The organism is Pseudidiomarina sp. PP-1MA, from assembly GCF_041200125.1.
Lineage (GTDB): Bacteria > Pseudomonadota > Gammaproteobacteria > Enterobacterales > Alteromonadaceae > Pseudidiomarina > Pseudidiomarina fusca.
This window is the reverse complement of record NZ_CP165718.1, coordinates 363966-387558: the sequence shown is the minus strand read 5'-3', so window position 1 is coordinate 387558 and position 23593 is coordinate 363966. Positions and strand designations below refer to the sequence as shown.

General features: G+C 52.0%; 21 protein-coding genes. 2 read left to right on the top strand and 19 right to left on the bottom strand.

The window, feature by feature from the left end:
• Positions 1–27 precede the first annotated feature (27 nt).
• Entirely contained in the window at positions 28–792 is a 765-nt protein-coding gene (gene zapD, locus AB8S08_RS01820; protein ID WP_369743235.1) for a cell division protein ZapD, read from the top strand.
• A 45-nt stretch (positions 793–837) separates the two neighbouring features.
• Here the strand turns inward: zapD and mutT are convergent, their stop codons facing one another.
• The 3 genes from mutT to AB8S08_RS01805 are packed head-to-tail and all read right to left on the bottom strand — an operon-like array spanning position 838 to position 4887.
• Positions 838–1236 (bottom strand): 8-oxo-dGTP diphosphatase MutT, encoded by a 399-nt coding sequence (gene mutT, locus AB8S08_RS01815; RefSeq protein ID WP_369743234.1) that lies wholly within the window; start codon positions 1234–1236, stop codon positions 838–840.
• Positions 1223–3919, bottom strand: coding sequence for a preprotein translocase subunit SecA (gene secA, locus AB8S08_RS01810; RefSeq protein ID WP_110075944.1), 2697 nt, complete (start codon positions 3917–3919; stop codon positions 1223–1225). Before secA ends, mutT begins: the two co-directional genes overlap by 14 nt.
• 35 nt (positions 3920–3954) lie before the next feature.
• Complete coding sequence (locus AB8S08_RS01805) at positions 3955–4887, bottom strand: M23 family metallopeptidase (protein WP_369743232.1); 933 nt, start codon at positions 4885–4887, stop codon at positions 3955–3957.
• A 29-nt stretch (positions 4888–4916) separates the two neighbouring features.
• Between AB8S08_RS01805 and AB8S08_RS01800 the strand changes: the two genes are divergently transcribed.
• Positions 4917–5450 carry a DciA family protein gene (locus AB8S08_RS01800; RefSeq protein WP_369743230.1) on the top strand — a complete coding sequence of 178 codons (534 nt, stop codon included), beginning with the start codon at positions 4917–4919 and terminating at the stop codon, positions 5448–5450.
• Between the two features lie 107 nt (positions 5451–5557).
• Here AB8S08_RS01800 and lpxC read toward each other — a convergent pair whose 3' ends face one another.
• The 16 genes from lpxC to mraZ all read right to left on the bottom strand — a co-directional run bounded on the left by lpxC (position 5558) and on the right by mraZ (position 23546).
• Positions 5558–6472: a UDP-3-O-acyl-N-acetylglucosamine deacetylase gene (lpxC, locus tag AB8S08_RS01795; RefSeq protein ID WP_313932885.1), complete on the bottom strand. Its 915-nt coding sequence runs from the start codon at positions 6470–6472 to the stop codon at positions 5558–5560.
• Positions 6473–6560: 88 nt separating this feature from the next.
• The gene (gene ftsZ, locus AB8S08_RS01790; RefSeq protein WP_369743228.1) at positions 6561–7781 is read right to left on the bottom strand and encodes a cell division protein FtsZ; all 1221 of its coding nucleotides are present in this window, start codon (positions 7779–7781) and stop codon (positions 6561–6563) included.
• Between the two features lie 64 nt (positions 7782–7845).
• Positions 7846–9078, bottom strand: coding sequence for a cell division protein FtsA (ftsA, locus tag AB8S08_RS01785; RefSeq protein WP_110075949.1), 1233 nt, complete (start codon positions 9076–9078; stop codon positions 7846–7848).
• 6 nt (positions 9079–9084) lie between these two features.
• Positions 9085–9831 carry a cell division protein FtsQ/DivIB gene (locus AB8S08_RS01780; RefSeq protein WP_257119922.1) on the bottom strand — a complete coding sequence of 249 codons (747 nt, stop codon included), beginning with the start codon at positions 9829–9831 and terminating at the stop codon, positions 9085–9087.
• Position 9832: 1 nt separating this feature from the next.
• Positions 9833–10747, bottom strand: coding sequence for a D-alanine--D-alanine ligase (locus AB8S08_RS01775; protein WP_369743226.1), 915 nt, complete (start codon positions 10745–10747; stop codon positions 9833–9835).
• 4 nt (positions 10748–10751) lie between these two features.
• Positions 10752–12260 (bottom strand): UDP-N-acetylmuramate--L-alanine ligase, encoded by a 1509-nt coding sequence (murC, locus tag AB8S08_RS01770; protein WP_369743225.1) that lies wholly within the window; start codon positions 12258–12260, stop codon positions 10752–10754.
• Positions 12257–13366 carry an undecaprenyldiphospho-muramoylpentapeptide beta-N-acetylglucosaminyltransferase gene (gene murG / locus AB8S08_RS01765; RefSeq protein ID WP_369743223.1) on the bottom strand — a complete coding sequence of 370 codons (1110 nt, stop codon included), beginning with the start codon at positions 13364–13366 and terminating at the stop codon, positions 12257–12259. Before murG ends, murC begins: the two co-directional genes overlap by 4 nt.
• Complete coding sequence (gene ftsW / locus AB8S08_RS01760; protein ID WP_194928192.1) at positions 13363–14625, bottom strand: cell division protein FtsW; 1263 nt, start codon at positions 14623–14625, stop codon at positions 13363–13365. The genes murG and ftsW overlap by 4 nt, the downstream gene beginning before the upstream one ends.
• Positions 14618–16003, bottom strand: a complete 1386-nt coding sequence (murD, locus tag AB8S08_RS01755) for a UDP-N-acetylmuramoyl-L-alanine--D-glutamate ligase (RefSeq protein WP_369743221.1) — start codon at positions 16001–16003, stop codon at positions 14618–14620. The genes ftsW and murD overlap by 8 nt, the downstream gene beginning before the upstream one ends.
• A gap of 56 nt (positions 16004–16059) precedes the next feature.
• Positions 16060–17142 (bottom strand): phospho-N-acetylmuramoyl-pentapeptide-transferase, encoded by a 1083-nt coding sequence (gene mraY, locus AB8S08_RS01750; RefSeq protein ID WP_110075954.1) that lies wholly within the window; start codon positions 17140–17142, stop codon positions 16060–16062.
• Entirely contained in the window at positions 17136–18605 is a 1470-nt protein-coding gene (murF, locus tag AB8S08_RS01745) for a UDP-N-acetylmuramoyl-tripeptide--D-alanyl-D-alanine ligase (protein ID WP_369743219.1), read from the bottom strand. The genes mraY and murF overlap by 7 nt, the downstream gene beginning before the upstream one ends.
• Positions 18602–20071 (bottom strand): UDP-N-acetylmuramoyl-L-alanyl-D-glutamate--2,6-diaminopimelate ligase, encoded by a 1470-nt coding sequence (murE, locus tag AB8S08_RS01740; protein WP_369743218.1) that lies wholly within the window; start codon positions 20069–20071, stop codon positions 18602–18604. Before murE ends, murF begins: the two co-directional genes overlap by 4 nt.
• A complete protein-coding gene (locus AB8S08_RS01735) occupies positions 20071–21840 on the bottom strand; it encodes a penicillin-binding protein 2 (RefSeq protein ID WP_153826431.1) in 1770 nt (589 codons plus the stop codon). The genes murE and AB8S08_RS01735 overlap by 1 nt, the downstream gene beginning before the upstream one ends.
• On the bottom strand, positions 21831–22148 hold the full coding sequence (gene ftsL / locus AB8S08_RS01730; RefSeq protein ID WP_369743216.1) for a cell division protein FtsL: 318 nt from the start codon (positions 22146–22148) through the stop codon (positions 21831–21833). The genes AB8S08_RS01735 and ftsL overlap by 10 nt, the downstream gene beginning before the upstream one ends.
• Positions 22138–23088 (bottom strand): 16S rRNA (cytosine(1402)-N(4))-methyltransferase RsmH, encoded by a 951-nt coding sequence (gene rsmH, locus AB8S08_RS01725; RefSeq protein ID WP_369743214.1) that lies wholly within the window; start codon positions 23086–23088, stop codon positions 22138–22140. The genes ftsL and rsmH overlap by 11 nt, the downstream gene beginning before the upstream one ends.
• On the bottom strand, positions 23088–23546 hold the full coding sequence (mraZ, locus tag AB8S08_RS01720; protein ID WP_110075960.1) for a division/cell wall cluster transcriptional repressor MraZ: 459 nt from the start codon (positions 23544–23546) through the stop codon (positions 23088–23090). The genes rsmH and mraZ overlap by 1 nt, the downstream gene beginning before the upstream one ends.
• Positions 23547–23593: the final 47 nt, after the last annotated feature.

Below are 23593 nucleotides of genomic sequence, written 5' to 3'. Positions count from 1 at the left end.
TGCTCATAAGCCGCTATGATAGAAGCCATGCATAATAACGATAACCAGCCGATGATCGCTTATGAATACCCGTTACTAGAGCGGGTGAGAACTTATTTGCGCCTTGAACATATCTTGGCCGCATTACAACCGCACACGCCAGTAACGCAACAGAACTACACCCGTTACTTCAGTGCGCTGTTCGCTATTTTGGATATTTGCGAACGCAGCGATGTGCGCACCGATGTGCAAAAGGATTTAGATAAACGCCGCGCCCAATTACAGGTCTGGTCGCAGCATCCCGAAGTGAATCATGACCAATTGCAGCAAACCATGCAGCGCGTGCATGGTGCTTTAAGTGCGATTCAGCCGCTCAACCGGGTCGGCAGTGCGCTTAAACAAGACCGCTTGCTAAGTGTTATCCGCCAGCGCTTTGCGATGCCAGGTGGCACCTGTAACTTTGATGTGCCACAACTGCACTACTGGCTGCATTTACCCCAAGCCACCCGCGATCAAGATACTGCTGGGTGGTGGGCTGAGTTAGACGTGTTAATGCGCGGTTTGGCGCTAGAGCTAGAACTGTTGCGCGGGCAAGCGCGGTTTAATACGGTGGTGGCCAGTAATGGGCTCCTGCAAGAGAGCACCGAACCCTTGAGCTTACTACGCATCAAAGTTGCCCCTGAGGTTGCTGCCTATCCGGTCATTTCTGGCCATAAACAGCGATTTAGTATCAGGTTTATGCGCTATGAGCCCGTTAATGGCAGGGCCTCGGTCGACCATGATGTGGCCTTTGATTTGGCCTTGTGCCCTTAAGTTTTCGCTTAAGTGCCTGCATCAATGCCCTGCTGATCAGTGAACTTAACGCCGTTGTAAGATCTCAATAATCGGCTGATTGGCCGGCGGAAACGGATAAGCATCCAATTCATAGACCGGCACCCAGCGCCACTGCTGCCCTTCTTGCTGGCTTACCGAACCACTAAACGCGGTCACCATCCACACATCCAGTAGCACTTGCTTGTCACTGTAATCGTGGGTGATCACCGTTAGTGGACAGGCTTGCTGCACAGTTAGATTACACTCTTCTAGCAACTCACGACAAAGCGCCTCATAGACGCTCTCGTTTGCCTCTACCTTGCCTCCAGGAAACTCCCATTTACCGCCTTGATGTAAATGTGGGTGGCGACAACTGATAAAGATATGGCCATTGGCATCTTCAATAACGCCAACGGCCACGTGAACGCGATTAGAGCTTGCCATGGCACTGTTTAAATTTCTTACCAGAGCCACATGGGCATGGATCGTTACGACCAACCGGAGCTGGGCCGGCTGGTGCGCTAGGCTGGTCGGCGCCACTGGTACTGGCACTTTCGTGTTGATACTCTTGGCGCTGAGCGGCAGCCGCAGCAGCTCGTTTAGCCTCTACGGCTTCAACGTCTTCTTCGGCACGTACCCGTACTTTGCTCAAAATGGTAATCACTTCAAGCTTTAACGATTCCAGCATGTCTGAAAACAACTCAAAAGCTTCACGCTTGTATTCTTGCTTCGGATTCTTCTGCGCATAACTGCGCAAATGAATGCCTTGGCGCAAATGGTCCATCGAGGCCAAGTGTTCTTTCCAGTGGGTATCTAGGCTCTGCAGCATGATGGTTTTTTCAAACTGGCGCAGTACTTCAGGGCCAACCATCTGCTCTTTTTGCTCATACGCTTGCTCGAGTTCCGTTAGGATGCGCTCGCGCAGCTTCTCTTCGTGTAAACGCTCATCTTCGTCTAACCACTGCTGAATTGGCAACGGTAGGGCGAAATCTGCACGTAAACGTTCTTCTAAACCGGCAATATCCCACATTTCATGCAGTGACTGCGGTGCAATATATTCGCTGATAACGCTGTCCATCACATCGGCACGAATCACTTTTATGGTGTCAGAAATATCACCTTCATCCAGTAGTTCGTTGCGCTGCTCGTACACCACTTTACGTTGGTCGTTAGCTACGTCATCGTACTCTAATAGCTGTTTACGCATATCAAAGTTACGGCCTTCAACTTTACGTTGTGCGTTTTCAATGGCTCGGCTAACCCACGGGTGCTCTATGGCTTCTCCGCGTTTCATGCCCAAACGCTTCATCATGCCAGCCATACGGTCTGAGGCAAAAATCCGCATCAAGCTATCTTCTAGCGATAAATAGAAGCGCGATGAACCGGCATCACCTTGACGCCCGGCACGACCACGCAGTTGGTTATCGATACGGCGAGATTCATGACGCTCAGTACCAATAATATGCAAACCACCGGCGGCTAACACGGCATCGTGGCGTTGCTGCCAAGCCGCTTTCACTTGCTCGATTTGCTCTGGGGTTGGCTCTTTCAAGGCTTCAATTTCAGCTTGTAAATTACCACCTAAGACGATGTCGGTACCACGCCCAGCCATGTTGGTAGCTATGGTGACTGCACCTGGTAAACCGGCTTGGGCTACGATATCAGCCTCACGTTCGTGGAACTTGGCGTTCAGCACGTTGTGTGGGATTTTCTTTTTCTTCAGTAACCGTGATAGTAGTTCGGAAGTTTCAATCGAAATAGTACCCACCAGCACAGGACGCTGTGCTTTGCGGCACTCTTCAATGTCGTTCACGATAGCTTCGTATTTTTCTTCAGCGGTAATAAAAATCAAGTCTGCACGATCATCACGAACCATCGGTCGGTTGGTTGGGATCACCACAGTTTCTAGGCCATAGATACTTTGAAACTCAAAGGCTTCGGTATCGGCGGTACCTGTCATACCCGCTAACTTGTTGTAGAGACGGAAGTAGTTCTGGAAGGTGATCGAGGCCAAGGTTTGGTTCTCGTTCTGAATACGCACCCCTTCTTTCGCTTCAATTGCTTGGTGTAAGCCTTCAGACCAACGGCGGCCTTCCATCGTACGCCCGGTATGCTCATCAACAATCACGATTTGGTCGTCTTTGACGATGTAATCAACATCTTTTTGGAACAGGTGATTGGCGCGCAATGCGGCGTTCACGTGATGGAGCAAGGTGATATTGGCAGCGTTGTAGAGCGAGTCGTCCTCAGCCAGCATGCCGCGTTCTTTCAAGATCTGCTCAACGTGTTCTTGGCCATGTTCAGTTAAGTGCAACTGCTTAGATTTTTCATCGATGGTGAAATCGCCTTCACCTCGCTCTTCTTCGGTATCTTCTTTCTCTTGACGTACCAACATAGGTACCAGCTCGTTCATGCGCGTGTACATGTCTGAACTGTCTTCCGCGGCACCCGAGATGATCAATGGGGTACGGGCTTCATCGATCAAAATCGAGTCGACTTCATCGACGATGGCGTAGTTGAGCTCGCGTTGTACGCGGTCTTCTGGACGAAACGCCATGTTATCGCGCAGGTAATCAAAGCCAAACTCGTTGTTGGTACCGTAGGTGATGTCAGCAGCGTAAGCGAGGCGCTTGTCGTGCTGCTGCATACCGGGGATGTTAAAGGCTACCGTCATGCCCAAAAATTCAAACAGCGGGCGGTTGGTTTCCGCATCACGACGAGCCAAATAATCGTTCACCGTAACTATGTGAACACCTTTACCTGCCAAGGCATTCAAGTAAGCGGATAAAGTCGCCGTTAAGGTTTTACCTTCACCGGTACGCATTTCTGCAATACGGTTGTTGTTTAAGATCATGCCGCCTATTAGCTGCACATCAAAGTGGCGCATCTTAAACACTCGCTTGGATGCTTCACGGACTGTGGCAAAAGCTTCTACGAGCAAATTATCCAGCGTTTCACCAGCAGCGATGCGTTGTTTGAATTCAGCCGTTTTTTGTTTGAGTTCTTCATCGCTGAGGGCTTCGAATTCTGGCTCTATGGCGTTAATTTTTTGAACGTTCTTTTGTAAACCTTTCAGAATACGATCGTTGCGGCTACCAAAAACCTTACGGAATAAACTACCTAACATGAGAATGCGTGTTCCTGTGGTGAAAACCGCTGGGCCTATTCGGCCGAGCGGTATACGTATTTATAGGGGTCGATTTGCTTATTATTGCGCAGCACTTCGTAATGAACATGGGGCCCCGTAGAGCGCCCGGTGCTGCCAATTAAGGCAATACGCTGGCCGCGGGTGACCACGTCACCTTCTTTAACCAGCAATTCTTTACTGTGGCCGTAACGCGTTTTGAGGCCACCCCCATGATCAATTTCAATTAACTTGCCATAGCCAGAGCGTTCCCCTGCCCAGGTTACTACCCCAGCACCAGTGGCAAAAACGCCTGCGCCTTCTTCTAAACTGGCGAAGTCGAGGCCTTTATGCATGGCTGGATTACCGTTAAAAGGATCTTTACGAACCCCATACTGCGACGAGAGCCAGCCTTTCTCGATAGGGCGCCCAGCAATGTAGCTCTCTGCTGAGATATGGTGACTCATCATCACAGACTCAAGTAGCGCCAATTGTTTTTGTTTGTTGGAAAGCTCACCCATCATGGCTTCGATGCGTTCAATCACATCGCGCGCGTCTACGGCTGGTGCTTCGGTAATAGCTACTTCAGGGCCACCCATAATCAACTGGGGCGGCTCATTAAAGTCAAATTCGCCATTATCCAATTCGGCAACGGATGCTAACCGCTGGCCTAAGGCGTCAAGTCGACGCAGCTGCGATTGCATCTCACCCAAATAGATGGTCATGGCTGTTAATTTTTTCTCGGTATCAGCTTTTAGCGCTTGCACAGCTTGCTCTTGCGCAGCTAAAGCCAATTGCTCTTTGCTGATATTCTGCCGTGCTTGATCGAGATCGAGGCTTCCTGCTTGCCACGGCTTAGTTACCGCCAGCACGCCTAATGCGGCCAACCCAGCTAACGACAGCATGCGCCGCCGACTAAGTTTGATACCGAATTTAACTTTGGAGCCTCGATAGAAGACTGTTAAACTCATGCAATCTCTCGTTGCTAATGAATGATTTTATGGCCCGTACCCGCCCACGCAATTTACAACAGCTTATAGATGGTAAGCAGCTACGGCGTTTTACTGACTTTACCGAGCAATACCAACTCTGGCAACAGCTTTTAAACGATTGTTTGATATCGTTACAGCTGGCGCCTCTTAGTGCTTATTGTAAGGTGCTATCAGTGCGAGCCAACACCTTGGTTATTGAAGCTGCCTCAGGCACTATTGCCAGCCGGCTAAAACTTCAACAAGGGCGCATTATAACGCATTTTGCCGCTAATTCTACGACTGCAATCAACCAGCTAGAAGTGCAGGTGCGTCCCGTGAGCCAAACCCCGGCGATGAGACAGGCTGATAATCACAACCCAACGCCTGCAGCGCCGGTGCCACCGCAACCGACAACAGCACCCGCTGGCAGCGGCTCTGCCCCCAGCAAAAGCTCGGCAGCCAGCCAATTACGCCAACAAGCACAGCTTTGTCCAGAGCCCCTGCGTTCGCAGTTATTGGCCTTAGCCGATAAGTACGAGGCTGACGCGGCCAACGAGAGTTAGCTGGCCTGAATTGGCTAATCTGAGTTACCCAACAAAAAAGGCTCTGCAGTGATACTGTCAGAGCCTTTCGTTATTTATTGCACTTACTGCTCGTGCTGATTGCTTGCTTAGGCCAAAATCGGATTGGCAAACGCAATAGGTGCTTCAGCAACGTCATCGTCGAAGGTGACAAATTCCCACGCTTCTTGATTTTGTAGCACCGCCCGTAACAGCTGATTATTGAGCGCATGGCCCGATTTGAACGCACGCAAGTTGCCCAAAATAGCATACCCGCCCATGTATAAATCGCCCACGGCATCAAGAACCTTGTGCTTCACGAACTCGTCGTCGTAACGCAAGCCATCGCTGTTTAAAATACGGAACTCATCTAACACCACGGCGTTATCAAAGCTGCCGCCGAGGGCTAAGTTGTTAGCACGCAAAAACTCAATATCTTTCATAAAGCCGAAGGTGCGAGCTCGGCTAATTTCTTTGATGAAATTGTTGCTATTGAAGTCAATGCTCACCATTTGCTTGGTGTCAGCAATAGCCGGATGGTCAAAGTCGATGGCAAAATCAATGCGGAAGCCATCATGGGGTAGTAGTTCCGCCCATTTGTCATCTTCTTCAACCCGAACCGGCTGCTTGATCTTAATAAACTTTTTGGCTGCGCCCTGCTCTTCAATTCCTGCGCTCTGTAGCAGGTAAATAAATGGGTGTGAGCTACCATCCATGATCGGAATTTCATGGCTATCGACTTCGATGATCAAGTTATCGATGCCCATCGCAGCGATCGCAGCGAGCAAATGCTCAACCGTTGATACACGCACGTTGTCATCATTGATTAAACAGGTACACATACGCGTATCCCGCACTAACTCAGCGTTAGCAGGAATATCAACAGCTGGGTTCAAATCTACCCGCCGAAACACCAAGCCAGTATTAACCGGCGCTGGACGCAGCGATAAATGAACCTTGTTACCCTTATGCAAACCCACACCTGTGGTTGCAATAGGTTGCTTTATGGTACGTTGTTTAATCATCTATTCTCTCTTCTCATCTAGTCATTGGACCAGCAAAAGGCGCAATAGTTTATCAAAACACCGCTAACATCACAATATTGTGTGATTATTAGTCGACCTGACGACGTAAAAACGCTGGAATATCTAAATAATCCATATCGTTACGTTGCGAGCCTTGTGGCTTAGCTGCAGGCTTAGTTGCTTGCGGCTCTACCAGCTCTTGCTCTTCTTCGTCGAGTTCTTGGTCAAACTTTGGTGCTGTCGCACCGCCATAACTCGCAGTGCGGTTAGGCGTAGTACGTGAACCGTAAGTAGGACGCTCTTCGGTTTTCGGCTTAGTTACAATCGAGATATCTGGCTTACGCTCACCGCCAATCCCCGTTGCAACTACAGTCACCCGCAACTCATCAGACATATCCATGTCGATTACAGTTCCGACAATCACTGTGGCGTTTTCAGAGACAAAGCCCTTCACGATGTTACCCACAGTTTCAAACTCTTCCATGCTCAGATCCATGCCGGCGGTGATGTTCAACAACACGCCACGTGCACCTGACAGGTCGATGTCTTCCAATAACGGACTGTTAATCGCCATTTCTGCGGCTTCAGACGCACGGTCTTCACCACTTGCGATACCGGTACCCATCATAGCGGTACCCATTTCGCGCATCACTGTACGTACGTCAGCAAAGTCGACATTGATCAAACCGTCGCGGGTAATCAAATCAGAGATGCCTTGTACCGCACCTAACAAGACGTTATTGGCTTCTGCAAAAGCGGCCAGCAACGACGTTGATTTACCTAATACTTTCAACAGCTTTTCGTTAGGAATGGTGATTAGCGAGTCAACATGACGGGCTAATTGTGCAATCCCTTCGTTCGCTGCAGCCATCCGTCGGTTCCCCTCAAACGGAAACGGCTTGGTCACCACGGCAACGGTCAAAATGCCCAGCTCTTTCGCAACTTCTGCGACTACTGGCGCTGCACCCGTACCGGTACCACCGCCCATACCTGCGGCAATAAATACCATGTCGGCGCCTTCAAGCTTAGCGCGAATTTCTTCACGCGCTTCTTCGGCTGCCTGACGGCCAATTTCTGGGTTGGCCCCGGCACCTAGACCTTTGGTAATTTCAGCGCCTAACTGAATGGTACCGTAGGTATTATTATTGCGTAATGCTTGCGCATCTGTATTGGCAATTAAAAATTCAACACCCTCAATCGAGTTTTGAATCATGTGTTTAACGGCGTTACCACCGCCACCACCAACGCCAATGACTTTAATCACTGCGTCAGTATCAAAGTTGTCGACTACTTCGAATACGTCTGGCATGTTAGTTCTCCTGTTACCTGCTTATTGTACTACCCCATAAACTTCATTGAAAACATTGTTTTGATTAAAACTCGCCTTTTAACCAACTTACTAGGCGCTTACCAATGCCAATGACATTGGTGCTACTCTTTTCTTGTTGTTGACGCTGCATATCGGCAGCCCCATAGCGCAATAATCCTACGGCTGTTGCATAGGTAGGATCTTGCACGTAATCACTTAAGCCTTGCATCCCTAACGGCTCGCCTAAGCGTACCGGCATTTGGAAGATTTCTTCGGCAAATTCGATGGCGCCTTCCATGCGGCCGCAGCCTCCAGTTAAGACAATGCCAGCGGCAATCTGTTCATCTAGGCCGCTTTTGGTGATTTCGTCACGAATCAACTCAAACAGTTCTTGATAGCGCGGCTCGACCACCTCAGCCAAGATATGCCGCTCCATACTACGCGCTGGACGCCCACCCACTGACGGTACTTCAATGTGCTCGTCTTTGTTCACCATCTGGCGCAGCGCACACGCGTATTTGGTTTTGATTTCTTCGGCGTGATTCAGCGGGGTGCGGAAGATCTTGGCAATATCGCTGGTCACTTGATTACCTGCAGCAGGGATGACCGCTGTGTGACGCAAGACGCCACCGGTATAGATACAGATATCTATGGTGCCCGCGCCCATATCCACTAGCGCAACGCCTAGATCTTTTTCGTCTTCGGTAAGCACCGAAGTACTTGATGCCAACGCTGAAAACACCAAGCAATCGACGCTTAAACTGCAGCGTTCAACTGCCTTCACAATGTTCTTGGCCATGTCGTTGGCACAGGTAATGATATGCACCCGTGCCTCCATGCGTACCCCAGACATGCCAATAGGGCTTTTGATACTCTCTTGAGAATCGATGATAAATTCTTGCGGTAACACGTGCAGAATGCGGCGCTCTTGCGCTATAGGCACAGATTTAGCCGCATGAATCACCGCATCGACGTCGTCTTGGGTTACTTCGGCTTCGTTAATCGGCACCATGCCTGATTCGTTCTGACAAGCGATATGGCGCCCCGAAATATTTAGATATACCGAGGCCACGCGACAGTCCGCCATCAACTCAGCTTCTTCGATGGCTCGCTGCACCGACTGCACCACCAGATTAAGGTCGTTCACGCCCCCTTTATCCATGCCTCGGGCAGCGGCTGCACCAACGCCAATCACACTGATTTCGCCGTCTGGCATCACTTCGCCAATCAGCGTCACCACTTTGCTGGTGCCGATATCTAACCCTACAACCATGTTCCGCTCTGCTGCTTTCGACATGTTATGTCACTCTCTTTCTTGTTTCTCTGTTGGTTGTTTCCAGCCTACGGCCACACCTGTGTCGTAGCGCAAATCTACATATGCTATTGGGGTTGCCCGTTGGCGCACAATCTGCGGAAATAAATCAATAAACCGCTGCACTCGTTCAACGATGGCTTCACGCCCCAGCCGGAGGGTAATACCCGCCAGCAAATCTACTTCTACCGAAAACCTTTCACTGAGCCGTAAGGCTGTTACTTGGTGACCATTAATTTTCAATAATTCATGCACTTGCTGATAATATTCAAGGGTCTCTAACACAGCGTTCTCGGGCCCTTCAAAGTAAGGCAACAGCACTTCAATGCGGCTTACATCAGCCTCAAATACCCTACCTTTGGTGCTCACTAAGGCGTTCGGCCGCTGCTTCGCATTCCAATACCCCAAGGGTTGCCGCTCTACAATAAACACTTGCAACACATCCGGCCATTCTTTGCGCACCGACGCCTGTTCTACCCACGGCATCTGCTCTAAGCGCTGCCGAATCTCGTTCACATCGGCAGAGAAAAAACTCCCCAGCGGTTCGCCCGTTAATAGGGCGCGCACATCGCTACGCTCCAAATACACCAACTCACCCTGCACCACCAGCTTGTTAATAGGTACTTGGTTGGCATCCATGGCCAGATAGTACAACCAAATAGCGCCAGCTAGGGTGGCCATGACTACGCTGGTAAAAAAGCTCAAGCCTAGCCAAAACTGCCAGCGGATTGCCGCCACCTTACACCTCGCTGTGTTGCAAAATGCTCAGCACCAGTTGCTCAAAACTCAGGCCCGTTGCTTTCGCTGCCATCGGCACCAAACTCTTAGTGGTCATGCCGGGCACCATGTTAGCCTCGAGTAGCTTGTAGTTACCTTGTGCATCGCACATCACATCAATACGGCCCCAACCGCGCCCGCCAACGGCCTGAAACGCACTATAAGCCAATTGGCCAAGAGCACGCTCTTCTAATTCGCATAACCCTGCGGGACAATGGTACTGGGTATCCGTAGCTTGGTACTTAGCCGCATAATCATAAAATTCGTGGGTGGTCTGGAGCCGAATCGCCGGTAACGCCGTATCACCCAAAATAGCTACGGTGTACTCTGGCCCAGCCAACCAAGCTTCTACCAAGGCTTCATCATCGTACTGATGAGCTTGGGCTAAGGCGTTCGTGAGTTCTGCCACTGAACTAGCAGAACCCATGCCAATGCTTGACCCTTCTTGGGCTGGTTTCACCATCACTTTGCCGCCCAACTCTTGCAATAACCCGGCGACGTCGACAGCCTGCTCACGACGCACCACTGCGCTTGCCGCTACTGGTAGTCCCGCACCTTGCCAGACCCGCTTGGTGCGTACTTTATCCATGGCTAGGGCGCAGCCCAACACCCCGCTGCCAGTGTAAGGGATATTTAAATACTGCAGTGCACCTTGCACCGCACCATCTTCACCGCCACGCCCATGCAGCGCGATAAAAGCGCGCTGAAAGCCGTGGCTGACCAGTTCGGTGAGCGGCTGCTCAGCCGGATCGAAACCGTGCGCATCCACTCCTTGACTCTGCAACGCGGCTAACACGGCGGCTCCAGAACGCAACGACACCTCGCGCTCGGCTGAATGCCCACCCATCAATACCGCAACTTTACCAAACTGTTTCACCGTTTTAGGCTCCTTTATCCTGTGACTGCTGCTGTTCAGTAGCGGCTAGCCGGCGTAATGCGGCCGGTTGTAATTGCGTCGCGGCCAAATCACGAGCGATGGCGCCGATATTACCGGCACCTTGAGCTAGCATTAAATCGCCCGGCTGCAAAATATCGGCCAACACTTGATAGAGTTGAGTTCGATCGCCAACATAAATAGGTTCCATCTGCCCACGCGTCCGTAAAGCTCGTGCTAAGGCTTTGCTATCGGCGCCGTTGATGGCGGCCTCGCCAGCGCTATAAACGTCCAGTAATAGCAACACATCCACTTGCCCTAACACCTGCACAAAATCATCAAACAAATCCCGGGTACGAGAATAGCGATGGGGCTGAAACGCCATCACAATGCGCCGCTCAGGCCAACCGGCGCGGGCCGCCGCAATGGTGACCGCAACTTCAGATGGGTGGTGGCCGTAGTCATCCACCAGCAACACATCGCCTGCGCTTTCTGCCAACTCGAACTGGCCCAAATGCTGGAAGCGTCGGCCAATGCCGCCAAACTTGTTTAACGCGCTCACAATCGCACTGTCGGCAACCCCTTCATCGGTGGCCACGGCAATGGCTGCCAACGCATTCAAGGCGTTGTGCTGGCCTGGTAGATTCAGCCGAATCTGCAACGGCTGGCGGCCGGCACGATGCACGGTAAATTCGGTTTGCCCGCCCTGCTGGCGATAATCGCTACCGCGCACATCAGCATCCTGGCTAAAGCCATAGGTAATCATATGGCGGCCTATTCTTGGCAGTAATTCACGTACCACAGGGTCGTCCACGCACATCACCGCGAGACCATAGAACGGCAGGTTGTGCAAAAATTCCACATAGGTATCCAACAGCTTATTAAAGTCACCACCATAGGTATCCATGTGGTCGGCTTCGATGTTGGTTACGACCGAGACCATCGGCTGTAAATGCAAGAACGAGGCATCAGATTCGTCGGCTTCAGCAATTAAGTATTTACTGGTGCCCAGTCGGGCATTGGTGCCAGCGCTGTTAAGCAAACCGCCAATAACAAAGGTTGGATCTAGCTCGGCCTCGGCAAATATACTGGCAATTAAGCTGGTTGTGGTGGTTTTACCGTGGGTGCCAGCAATCGCAACTCCATGGCGAAACCGCATCAGTTCGGCGAGCATCTCGGCCCGTCGTACCTGTGGAATAAACTGCTGTTGCGCTGCCACTAACTCGGGGTTGCTCGCTGCTATGGCAGATGACACCACAATCACATCAGCGCCTTGCACATGCTCGGCGGCATGCCCCAGAAATACTTGCGCACCAAAGTGACGCAAGCGCTGGGTTACCGCATTTTCTGCTAAATCTGAGCCGGTGATTTGATAACCTTGGTGTAATAACACTTCGGCAATACCGCCCATACCCGCGCCACCGATACCAACAAAGTGGATGCGTTTGACCCGCCGCATGGCCGGCACCTTCACCTGTGCGGAAGGGATGCTGTTAGCAGTTACTTGCTCTGTCATAACCTATTGCCTGCTGTTAATTGTTCTGGATTGGCCCAACGTTCACACTGATTCACAACCGCTTCGGTTGCATCTACGCGGGCTAAGCTAGCTGCCTGTTGGCGCATCCGCTGACGCACCTCAGGTTGACTAAACAGCTCTTCTAACAGAGCCACTAGCGGACTAACTTGCTGTAATTGGGGTTGCGGTAGCAACCTTGCTGCGCCGATGCTCACCAACTCATTGGCGTTCGCCGTTTGATGATCATCAACGGCATGGGGCAAGGGCACAAAAATCGCGGGGGTTGCTAGTACCGCAAGTTCAGCCACGGTCAAAGCGCCAGCACGACAAATCACCACCGTCGCCTGTTGGTAGGCGCTGTGCATATCTTCAATGAATTCTTGTACTTGCACTTCGGCTAACGGCAGCGCCTGATAGGCCTGCTGCACCGCCGCCGTTTGCTGCGCGCCGCACTGATGCTGTACCTGCAGTTGCTGCAATAGCGCTACTGGTAACTGCGCTACCGCTGCCGGCACACTTTGGTTCAGCGCTTGAGCGCCCAGACTGCCGCCCACGATCAGTAATCGCAACGGTTGTGCGGTTGGGTTGGCACTTGCGTGAGGCTGCGCCCACTGGGCCCGCAAGGGGTTACCAGTAACTTCGGCACCCGGTAGTTGCTGTTTCGCAGCAGCAAAGCCCACCATCACATGTTGTGCTATCCGCGCCAGTAATTTGTTGGTGAGTCCGGCCACGGCATTCTGTTCATGCACCAGTAAAGGAATACCTAAACTGCGCGCAGCCACACCGGCAGGCCCACACACGTACCCACCAAAGGTAAGTAACAACTGGCTTTGATGCTTGCGCAACAGTTTGCGACTTTGCCGTACCGCTTTAAACAAGCGCCATGGCGTCATCAGTTTACGTAGTAAGCCATGCCCGCGCATGCCTTGCATATCAATTTGCTCTAGGGTAAAACCAGCAGCTGGAACAACTTTGGCCTCAAGCCGCTGTTCCGTGGTGCCCAACCACACCACTTGCCAGCCGTAACTGCGTAATTTTTCTGCAACTGCGAGGGCCGGAAATACGTGTCCACCGGTACCGGCAGCAGCAATCATCACTTTGTTCATGCCTGCCCTCCTAGTTTGGTGTTAACTCGCCGTGGTGCCACTTTGATTTGGCTAACCCGATATTCGTAATCAATTCGCATCAACAAGCCCAGCGCTACGCAGCTAATCAGTAAGCTGGTACCCCCATAGCTGACCAAAGGTAGGGTTAAGCCCTTGGTGGGCAACAGCCCGGCCGCGGCACCAATGTTAACCATCGCTTGAAAGGCAAACCAAATGCCGATGCCGTAAGCGACAAAACCGCCAAACTGCTGATTCACTTGTAATGCGGCGCGACCTAGCTGCAACGCGCGTAACACCAGCGCAAAGGCCAACACCAAAATCACCAGAATACCGATAAAGCCAAGCTCTTCGCCAACTACGGCCATAATAAAATCGGTATGGGCCTCGGGCAGATATTGTAACTTTTGAATGCTATTGCCCAAGCCTTGGCCAAACCAGTCACCACGACCAAAGGCCATCAAAGATTGAGTTAACTGATAGCCGCTGCCAAAGGGGTCCTGCCACGGATCTAAAAAGCTCACGATGCGTCGCATCCGATACGGCGTTTGAATGATCAGCAAGGTGATAACCACGGCAAAGGTGATCAAGATGGCGAAGAACTGCCACAACCTGGCGCCAGCTAAAAATAGCATGCCCACCACAATCGCAGTCATCACTACCAAGGAGCCAAAGTCTGGCTGCATCAGCAACAAGCCTGCAAACAACGCCAGCACGATCAATGGCTTAATAAACCCACGTAAGTTTTCTTGCACCTGGTCCACACGTCGAGTCAGGTAACTTGCGATATAGAGCACAAAAAATAGCTTGGCGATTTCGGCTACCTGCAGGGTTAGCGGGCCGATTTTAATCCAGCGTTTGGCGCCATTTACTTCGTGCCCAATTACGCTAACTAACACCAGCAGGGCCATGGCTAACAGCAACAGTAAACCACTGCCGTTATACCACCAGCGCACCGGCACTTGCACACAGACCACCAATAAGGCCAAGCCTAACAGCACGTAAATGGCGTGGCGCGTAACAAAATGAAACGGATTACCAGTAAGCCGTTCGCCAACCGGAAACGACGCTGAGCTCACCATCACTAAGCCGATGGCGATGAGGCAGAACGCCAGCCATAACAGCACTCGGTCGTACAATACCGTCGGCTGTGGCAACCACCATTGCCAGGCTCGTTGCGCCCATTGCCGCCATACCGCTTCAGCGCGGTCGGGCATGGGTAGTTCGAGTTGTTGTTCAGTGCGTGCTGGAGTGTCAGCCATAATAGGCCTCCACGGCGGCACGGAACATCTCACCGCGTTGCTGATAATTGTTGAACATATCTAAACTGGCACATGCAGGCGATAACAGCACCATGCTGCCAGGCGTTGCCAAGGAGGCAGCCACGGCCACCGCTTGGGCTAAATCTTTGACGCGCTCCGCATGGTCTACTTGTTGCGCGATGCGCTCGGCATCTTTGCCTAGCACGATTAGGTGATCTACTTGCGCTAAAGCTGGTTTAAAGGCACTAAAATCGGCGCCTTTGCCATCCCCGCCAGCAATCAAAATCAGCTTACCACTGACACTGGCGCGCAGGCCCTGAATAGCTGCTTCAGCGGCACCAATGTTAGTGGCTTTAGAGTCATTCACCCAGCGCACACCCTGCTGGTCAGCTACCAGTTCACAGCGATGGGCGAGGCCACGGAACTGCTTCACCGTCGCTAACGCTGCCGTTGGCTTTACCCCAACCAGCTCGGCCAAGGCCAAAGCCGCTTGCACATTCAGCAAATTATGAATGCCGCTTAAGGCCAATTCATGGGCTGCCACTAACGGTTTGCCTTGATACGCCAACCACAAGCCATCCGCTTGGCGCAGCAAACCAAACTGCGCATGGGTCAGATCGCCAATACCATCGGCTAAGCCCGTATCGGCCCCAAAAGTACGTTGACGACTAGGCGGGATATACACGGGCGCCGTAAGTTCTTGGTCACGGTTCCATACCGCGACGTCTGCATTTAAATAGATGCGTTGTTTAGCATGGGTGTAGTCGTGAAGGTTGTGGTACCTATCCATATGGTCATCGCTGACATTGAGGATGGTAGCGCCGCGTAACGGTAACTGGTGCATCAACTCTAACTGAAAGCTGGACAGCTCTAGCACATAAATGTTGGCTGGTTGTGCCAGCAAATCCAATACCGGAATACCAATATTACCGCCCATGGCGACGGCCATACCTTGCTCCGCCAAAATATCATGCAGCAACTGGGTAACGGTCGATTTTCCATTAGAGCCAGTAATGCCTAACATCACCGGGGCAGCGTCGGGCGCGGCTGCCCAATGCAGCGCCAACAAATCCATGTCACCGATGATTGGAATAGCTGCATCTGCGGCTAATTGCAGTACCGGGGTACGCAAATCAATACCGGGGCTGACAATCAGTAAATCCATGCCCAAGATATGTTCCACCTGCAGCGGCCCAGTATGTAACTCTAGAGGGGCTGGCGTGGGTGGTAACTGCGCTACTCCGGGTGGTTGTTCGCGAGTATCGAACAGCACCGGTTGAACGCCCTGACTTAGCAAGTAACGCACCACCGACAGCCCGGTTTGGCCGAGGCCAACCACTGCGATGTTTTGATACTTATCTAAACTTGCTAAGTGCATGAATATTTCCTAAGTTGTGCGTAATAACTGCTGCTGGCTAGTGGCTCTAAGCCCCATTAACGGAGCTTTAAGGTCGCCAAGCCAATCAACACAAAAACCAATGATAAAATCCAAAAACGAACAATCACCCGCGGCTCTGGCCAACCTTTGAGCTCATAGTGATGATGAATAGGTGCCATCCGGAATACCCGCTTACCGCGCAGCTTGTAGCTACCTACCTGCAACATCACAGAGACGGTTTCCATCACAAACACCCCACCCATGATGAGCAGCACCAACTCTTGGCGTACTAACACGGCAATGACGCCCAAGGCTGCACCTAACGCCAGCGAGCCCACGTCACCCATAAACACCATGGCGGGATAAGTGTTAAACCATAAGAAGCCAAGCCCGGCACCAAAAATGGCGGTACAAACAATCAGTAACTCGCCCGACAGTGGCAAGAAAGGAATATTCAAATAAGCTGCAAAGTTGGCGTTACCTGAGGCGTAAGCGAAAATCCCCAGTGCCCCAGCCACCATGATGGTAGGCACAATAGCAAGACCATCAAGACCATCGGTAAGGTTAACCGCATTGCTCGTACCGACTATCACAAAGTACGCCAATAACACGTACAGCAACCCTAATTGCGGCATGACATCTTTAAAGAAAGGCACCAACAGTTGGGTTTCAGCACCCAAAGTAGCATGGGCATAAAGCACCACAGCCGCGACTGTCGCAATGAGCGATTGCCAAAAATACTTCCATTTAGCCGGCAGCCCACGAGAGTTTTTCTGCACCACTTTGCGGTAGTCATCAACAAAGCCAACCAAGCCAAAGCCTAGCACCACGCCCAACACCACTTGCACGTAGCGATTACTTAGGTCTGCCCACAATAACGTTGAAACCACAATAGAAGCGATAATCAGCACCCCGCCCATGGTTGGGGTACCGGTTTTACTCAAATGTGATTGCGGACCATCATCACGTACCGCTTGCCCTACTTGCAGCCGCTGCAACGCGCGAATCAGCGCCGGCCCCATCCACAACGAGATCAGTAACGCGGTAAGCACGCTCAAAATAGCGCGCATGGTTAAATACGAGAACACGTTAAAGAAGGTCGCGTATTGGGTTAGGTATTCAGCAAGCCACACTAGCATGCAGATGATTCCTCTTGATTATCGCTTGAGCTCGGCGCCAGCTGAGTTTGTAGCGCTTGGATAACTTTCTCCATGCGCGCACTGCGCGAGCCTTTAACTAAAATGGTTAGGGGCTGAGTCTGCTCTGCCGCCGCCGCAATCACCTCAAGCAAGGCGTTAACAACCTCGTTATGAGTGGAAAAATGACGACCACCACGGCCATTGAACAGGCTACTGGCACTTTGACTAAGCACGCCCACAGTGAACAATTTGTCGATTCCTGCCGTAATTGCGTAGGCCCCAATTTCTTCATGGTACTGGCGTGCTTGTTGACCAAGCTCACCCATATCGCCTAACACCATCACCCGTTGACCCGGGTACACGGCGAGCATATCTAACGCAGCTTTGACTGAGCCCACATTGGCGTTGTAACTGTCATCAATCAGTTGCAACTGTGGGTTCACCGGGATGACTTGCAGGCGCCCGGCAACCGCTTGCTGTTGCCCTAAGGCGGCTTGCACATCAGCCAGCGCACAACCTACCTCAAGCGCGGCCCGGATGGCTACCAGCGCATTGTCAACGTTATGTAAACCTGGCAAGTTCAGCTGAATACGAGCACTCGCTTGGCTTAACTGGCGACAGCTCAGGGTAAAAGCAGCACAACCACGGCTATCTAACTCGATGTCCGTAGCTACCACATCGGGGCCGTTAGAAGCACCCGCAGCTTCGGCACGGCCAAAGGTTTCGTGCCGACGGTCGGCCAATTGTTGCGCCCAGCCCTCGGCAAATTCAGAATGATACGGCGTAAGCGCTAAGCCATCTGCAGCTAAACCGCGAAAGATCTCAGATTTAGCCACGTAGACACCATGAATACCGCCAAAACCTTCCACATGGGCCGGTGCTACGTTATTGATGATGGCTACATCAGGTTGGGTTAAGCCAACGGTGTAGGCAATTTCGCCCTGATGATTCGCACCTAGTTCGATCACCGCAAATTGGTGCTCTGGTTCTAATCGCAACAGCGTTAGTGGCGCCCCGATGTCGTTGTTGAAGTTACCCGCGGTAGCCAGCACTTTGCCACGTTGTGCCAAGATCGCTGCTAGCATCTCTTTGACGGTGGTTTTGCCACTGCTGCCGGTAATAGCGATGGTTTTGGGTGCGACTGCGGCTTTGACCGCGGCCCCCAATTGGCCGAGCGCATAGCGTGTATCGCTGACGACAATTTGCGGCACCGGCAAGGGTTGGCCATCAGAGCTTTGCAACGGGTGGTCTACCAGTACGGCTACTGCGCCAGCGGCGATGGCTTGCTCCACCAGCTGGTGGGCATCAAAATTGGGGCCCTTCAAGGCAATAAATAAGCTCCCCGGCGCTAAGGTACGGGTGTCTGTACTTACTTGGTCTAGTTCTAAGTGGCCGTTGCTGGTATCGCCTACCAGCTCGCCCGCTACCGCAGCCTTGAGCCAAGCTAGATTCACTCGAATCATGCCAACACCTCCGCCACCCAAGCGCGTTCGTTGTATGGCAAATACTCACGGCCAATGATTTGATAATCCTCATGACCTTTACCAGCCACCAGAATCACGTCATCGGCACCGGCTTGGGCAATGGTTGTTGCCACCGCTTCAGCTCGGCCCATCAATACCTGCACCCGCTGTTGGCGCGGCATGCCAGCTAAAATATCTTGTACAATTTGGGCGGGGTCTTCGGTGCGTGGATTATCATCGGTCACCACCACGCGGTCGGCAAATTCAGCAGCAACGGCACCCATTTGTGGGCGCTTACCGCGGTCGCGATCACCACCACAGCCAAACACGCACCACAGCTGTCCACGACAGTGACGGCGCAAGGCTGTCAGCACTTGCTGTAACGCATCTGGAGTATGAGCGTAATCGACAATCACCAAGGGTTTACCTTGGCTACCACCAAAGACTTCCATCCGGCCCGGCACCGCGTGTAAGCCAGCACATGCCTTAGCGATGGCGCTGAGGTCATGACCGAGGCTAGCCACCGCGGCCATGGCTGCTAGTAGGTTGTAAACATTAAAATGTCCTAGTAACGGGGATTGCACCGGTAGACTGACGACCTCGGTCGTGCCAGGTAACCGTGCTTGTACCGTAAAATCGGTGCCAGCCTGAGCATAACCAATCTGGGTTGCCCATAGACTGCGTTCAGCGCTTTGAGGATTTAAACTGAAGCGCCAGCTATCTTGGCGATCAGGCAACCATGCCGCCACCGCGGCATCATCAGCATTTAATACCGCATGGCGGGTATCTAGTTCGGTAAATAAGCGCCGCTTAGCTCCAGCGTAATTGCTCATGGTGCCATGATAATCAAGATGATCGCGACTGATATTGGTGGCTACGCCTACCGCAAACTGAATCGCCTCAACGCGACATTGCACCAAAGCATGAGAAGATACTTCCATCGCCACCGCTTGCGCACCTTCAGCTTGCAACACCCGCAACCGTTGCTGTACCGCAATGGCATCGGGGGTGGTGTGCGTTTCTGGCAACAGTTTGCCACTAAAGCCACTGCCGGTGGTACCAATCACCCCACAGCGTACGCCCAGCGCGTCTAGCAACTGAGCCACTAAGTAGGTGACCGAGGTTTTACCATTGGTTCCGGTGACCCCGATCACTTGCAGGTGCTGAGCCGGCTCGCCAAAAAAGCGCGCCGCAATAAAAGAGAGTTGATTTTTTAAGCCGGGCACTTCAATCACCCAGGCGCGCCCACGCGGTTGCATCCCTACCGACTCAGACTCGGTGAGCACGACCACGGCGCCCGCCTCAATAGCAGCATCGATATAATCACGCCCATCAACTTGATAGCCCGGCACCGCAACAAAGGCATCGCCACTGGCTACTTGTCGCGAATCTAGCTTTAAACCGCCAATCTGCAAGGCTGGCAAGGGCAATGGATAATTTGGCAATAAGCTGACTAACTCAATCATTAGTTACTCCTTGCTCGCAAGAATTCAGGCACGTCCACCCACCCAGCGGCCTTTAATTGGGTATCTTGTAAATGATCTGGGGTGATGTTCAGCATCCGTAACGCATCGCCAACAATCTCCGCAAACACGGGGGCAGATACTTGGCTACCGTAATACTCATCACCACTAGGTTCGTTGATAGTCACGACGACGGCTAAGCGTGGATTACTGACCGGCGCAACCCCAGCAAACAGCGTCACGTATTCATCGCCATAACCACCCGCCACGGCTTTCCGAGTGGTCCCAGTTTTACCGGCCACGCGATAGCCTCTCACCCGAGCTCGTTCACCAGAGCCGTTGGCCACCACACTTTCAAGCATGGCTAACACCGTATCAGCGGTTTCTTTACTGATCACTTGTTCGCCTACGGGCGTGCCTTCACGTCGCTGAATGGTGAGCGGATAGCGCACGCCGCCATTACCGATAATGGCGTACATTTGTGCCAGCTGTAGGGTGGTCACAGTTAAACCATAACCGTAGGACAAGGTTGCCACTTCAAAATCCGACCAACGCTGGCGGCCTTGCAATACCCCAAAGCTCTCACCCAACATAGCGACCCCAGTATCGTTACCAAACCCAACAGCGGCGTACGTATCAAGCATGTTATCGATACCTGTTTGCAGGGCGATTTTGGCGGTACCTACGTTGCTTGAGGTTTCTAAAATTTCAGTAATGGTTAACGGCCCACGATTTTTCGGGTCGCTTACACGGCGGCCACCAATGCGCAACCAGCCGGGGCTGGTGTCAATCACTTGATTAGGTTTAATCACCCCATGTTCGAGTGCCGCAATCACTGCTAAGGGCTTCACCGTTGAGCCTGGTTCGTAGGCATCGGTGATAGCACGGTTACGCAACCTATGTGGTTGCGCATCGGCACGGTTATTCGGGTTGTAGGACGGGCTGTTGACCATAGCGAGTACTTCGCCGGTTGTTATATCCAGAATCACCGCAGATCCCGAAGTAGCTTGGTGATAGCGCACGGCCTTTTTAACTTCGGCGTAAGCCAATGCTTGTAAGCGTTGGTCAATACTTAGGGTGAGTTGCTGGGGTTGTTGCGCAGCGGTAACGCTAATTTCTTCAACAACCCGTCCTGCTGCATCCTTGCGATACAAACGTTCACCAGGCACACCGGTAAGCACCTGATTATAAATAGCCTCTAAACCTTCAATGCCCAGCCCATCGATATCCGTAAAGCCAACCACATGGGCGGCAATTTCGCCAGCGGGATAAAAGCGCCGTGATTCAGTTTTGAGATAGACTCCGGGTATGCCTAACTGTCTGACAAACTCAGCTACGCCGGGCGTAACTTTGCGCTCTAAGTAGACAAAACGACGGTTCGGATCAGCGACCTTAGCCATCAAACTATCAGCATCGGTACGAAAAACTTCGGCTAACGCTAACCAACGCTCGCGGTTATCTAGGCCATGTCCCTCGTGCACGCGTTGGGGGTCTGCCCACACGGTTTGCACCGGCACGCTCACGGCTAGTTCGCGGCCATTGCGATCCATGATTGAACCCCGTTGCACCGTGGTGGTATCAGCCCGCAATGAGCGCCGATCCCCTTCAAAAATTAACCGTTCAGGTTCTACCACCTGAATGTAGGCGGCGCGCGCCACCAAACTGCCAAACACCAGTACCACAACCAATAAGGCAAAGTAAAAGCGCCCCGTGCTTAAATGGGGTTGCGCTTTTTTCAGCACACGCCGATTGCCTTTCGAGGTTAATGCCATGGTACTAGCACCTCCTCATCTGCTTGTGGACGCACCATTTCTAGCTGCTGCACGGCAATTCGTTCCACCCGACTGTGCTCAGTCAGGGTGTTTTGCTCAATCTGTAAATGGCGCCACTCAATATCAATTTGATCACGCTCAGAGAGCAATTGGTCGCGCTCGGTAACCAGTAACCGATGGCCGTGGGCGACATAGATTACTGTCAGTGCGCTAGCTACAAGCGCTAAAAACAGCAACACCAGCAACAAGTGCTGGCGCAAGTCATCCACAATAACCATCGATAAAGCTGGTACCCGGCTAGCTTTCATAGTCTAACCTCGCCGCAATACGAAGCACTGAACTCCGTGCTCTGGGGTTGGCTTTGATTTCTGAGGCCGAAGGCTTGATGGCCTTACCTACCAAACGTAAGGTTTGGCCGCGATCAAAATCGACATCACGAATAGGTAGATTGGCAGGAATCGCTTTGCCTTGAGCTTGGGCCCGCATAAACCGCTTCACCAACCGGTCTTCTAAACTATGAAAACTGATCACAGCCAAGCGACCATCAACTTTTAAGCCACCTACAGCCGCAGTAAGCGCTTGCTCAATTTCGTCGAGTTCACCGTTAATATGAATTCGAATGCCCTGGAAACTGCGTGTTGCCGGGTGCTTATGTTTGTCTTTAAAAGGAACCGCGGCGGCGATTAACTCAGCCAGCTCGCGCGTGGTGGTTAAGGGCTGCTGCTCGCGTTGTTTCACGATCGCTTGGGCAATGCGCCAGGCAAATCGTTCTTCGCCATATTCGCGCAGCACAAAAGCGATCTCATCTGCACTAGCCGCTGCCAAAAATTCAGCTGCGGTGGTGCCTTGGGTGGTATCCATGCGCATATCTAATGGCCCTTCGCGCATAAAGCTAAAGCCACGTTCAGCGTCATCTAATTGTGGGGAAGACACGCCTAAATCGAATAAAATACCGTCGAGCTGCCCACGCAATTGCTGCGCATCTAGCACCTCGCTAAGCTGTGAGAATGGGGTGTGGATAATGGTAAAGCGCGGATCTTGTTGTAACGCAGCCGCAGCGGCAATCGCAGTGGGGTCGCGATCGAGGGCGAAGAGCCGGCCGTTACTGTTTAATTGAGCCAGAATTGCACGCGAATGCCCGCCTCGTCCGAAGGTGGCATCTAAATAGGTTCCGTCTGGTTTGATAGCAAGAGCATCGAGTGACTCTTGTAACAACACCGAGACGTGTTGTGCAGCTTCTGTTGTCATTATAATGAGAAGTCTTGTAGTCGATCGTTCAGAATGATGTCGTCTTGTTGCTCGGCTTGCATATCTGCCGCAATTTGCTCTTGCCACGCAGCCTCAGACCAAAGTTCAAACTTATTGAGCTGACCAATAATCATGATCTTTTTGCTCAAATCCGCATGTTGACGCAGGGTTGGTGCAATCAAAATACGGCCGTTTTTATCCATTTGGCAATCTTCGGCATGGCCCAGCAATAGCCGCTGGAGACGACGCTCGGCGGGGTTCATGTTAGATAAAGTCGTTAGCTTCTGTTCAATCAACTGCCACTGTGGCAACGGATACAACAACAAACAGGGTTGCTTAATATCGATGGTGCAAACCATTTGCCCGTCGCAATCCAACAGCAGGCTCTTGCGATACTTTGCTGGTATCGCCAGTCGGCCTTTGTCATCTAGACTGAGTGCTGCTGCGCCACGAAACATGATAAATGATCCACTTTTTCCCACAAATCCCCACAATGTGACAGTCT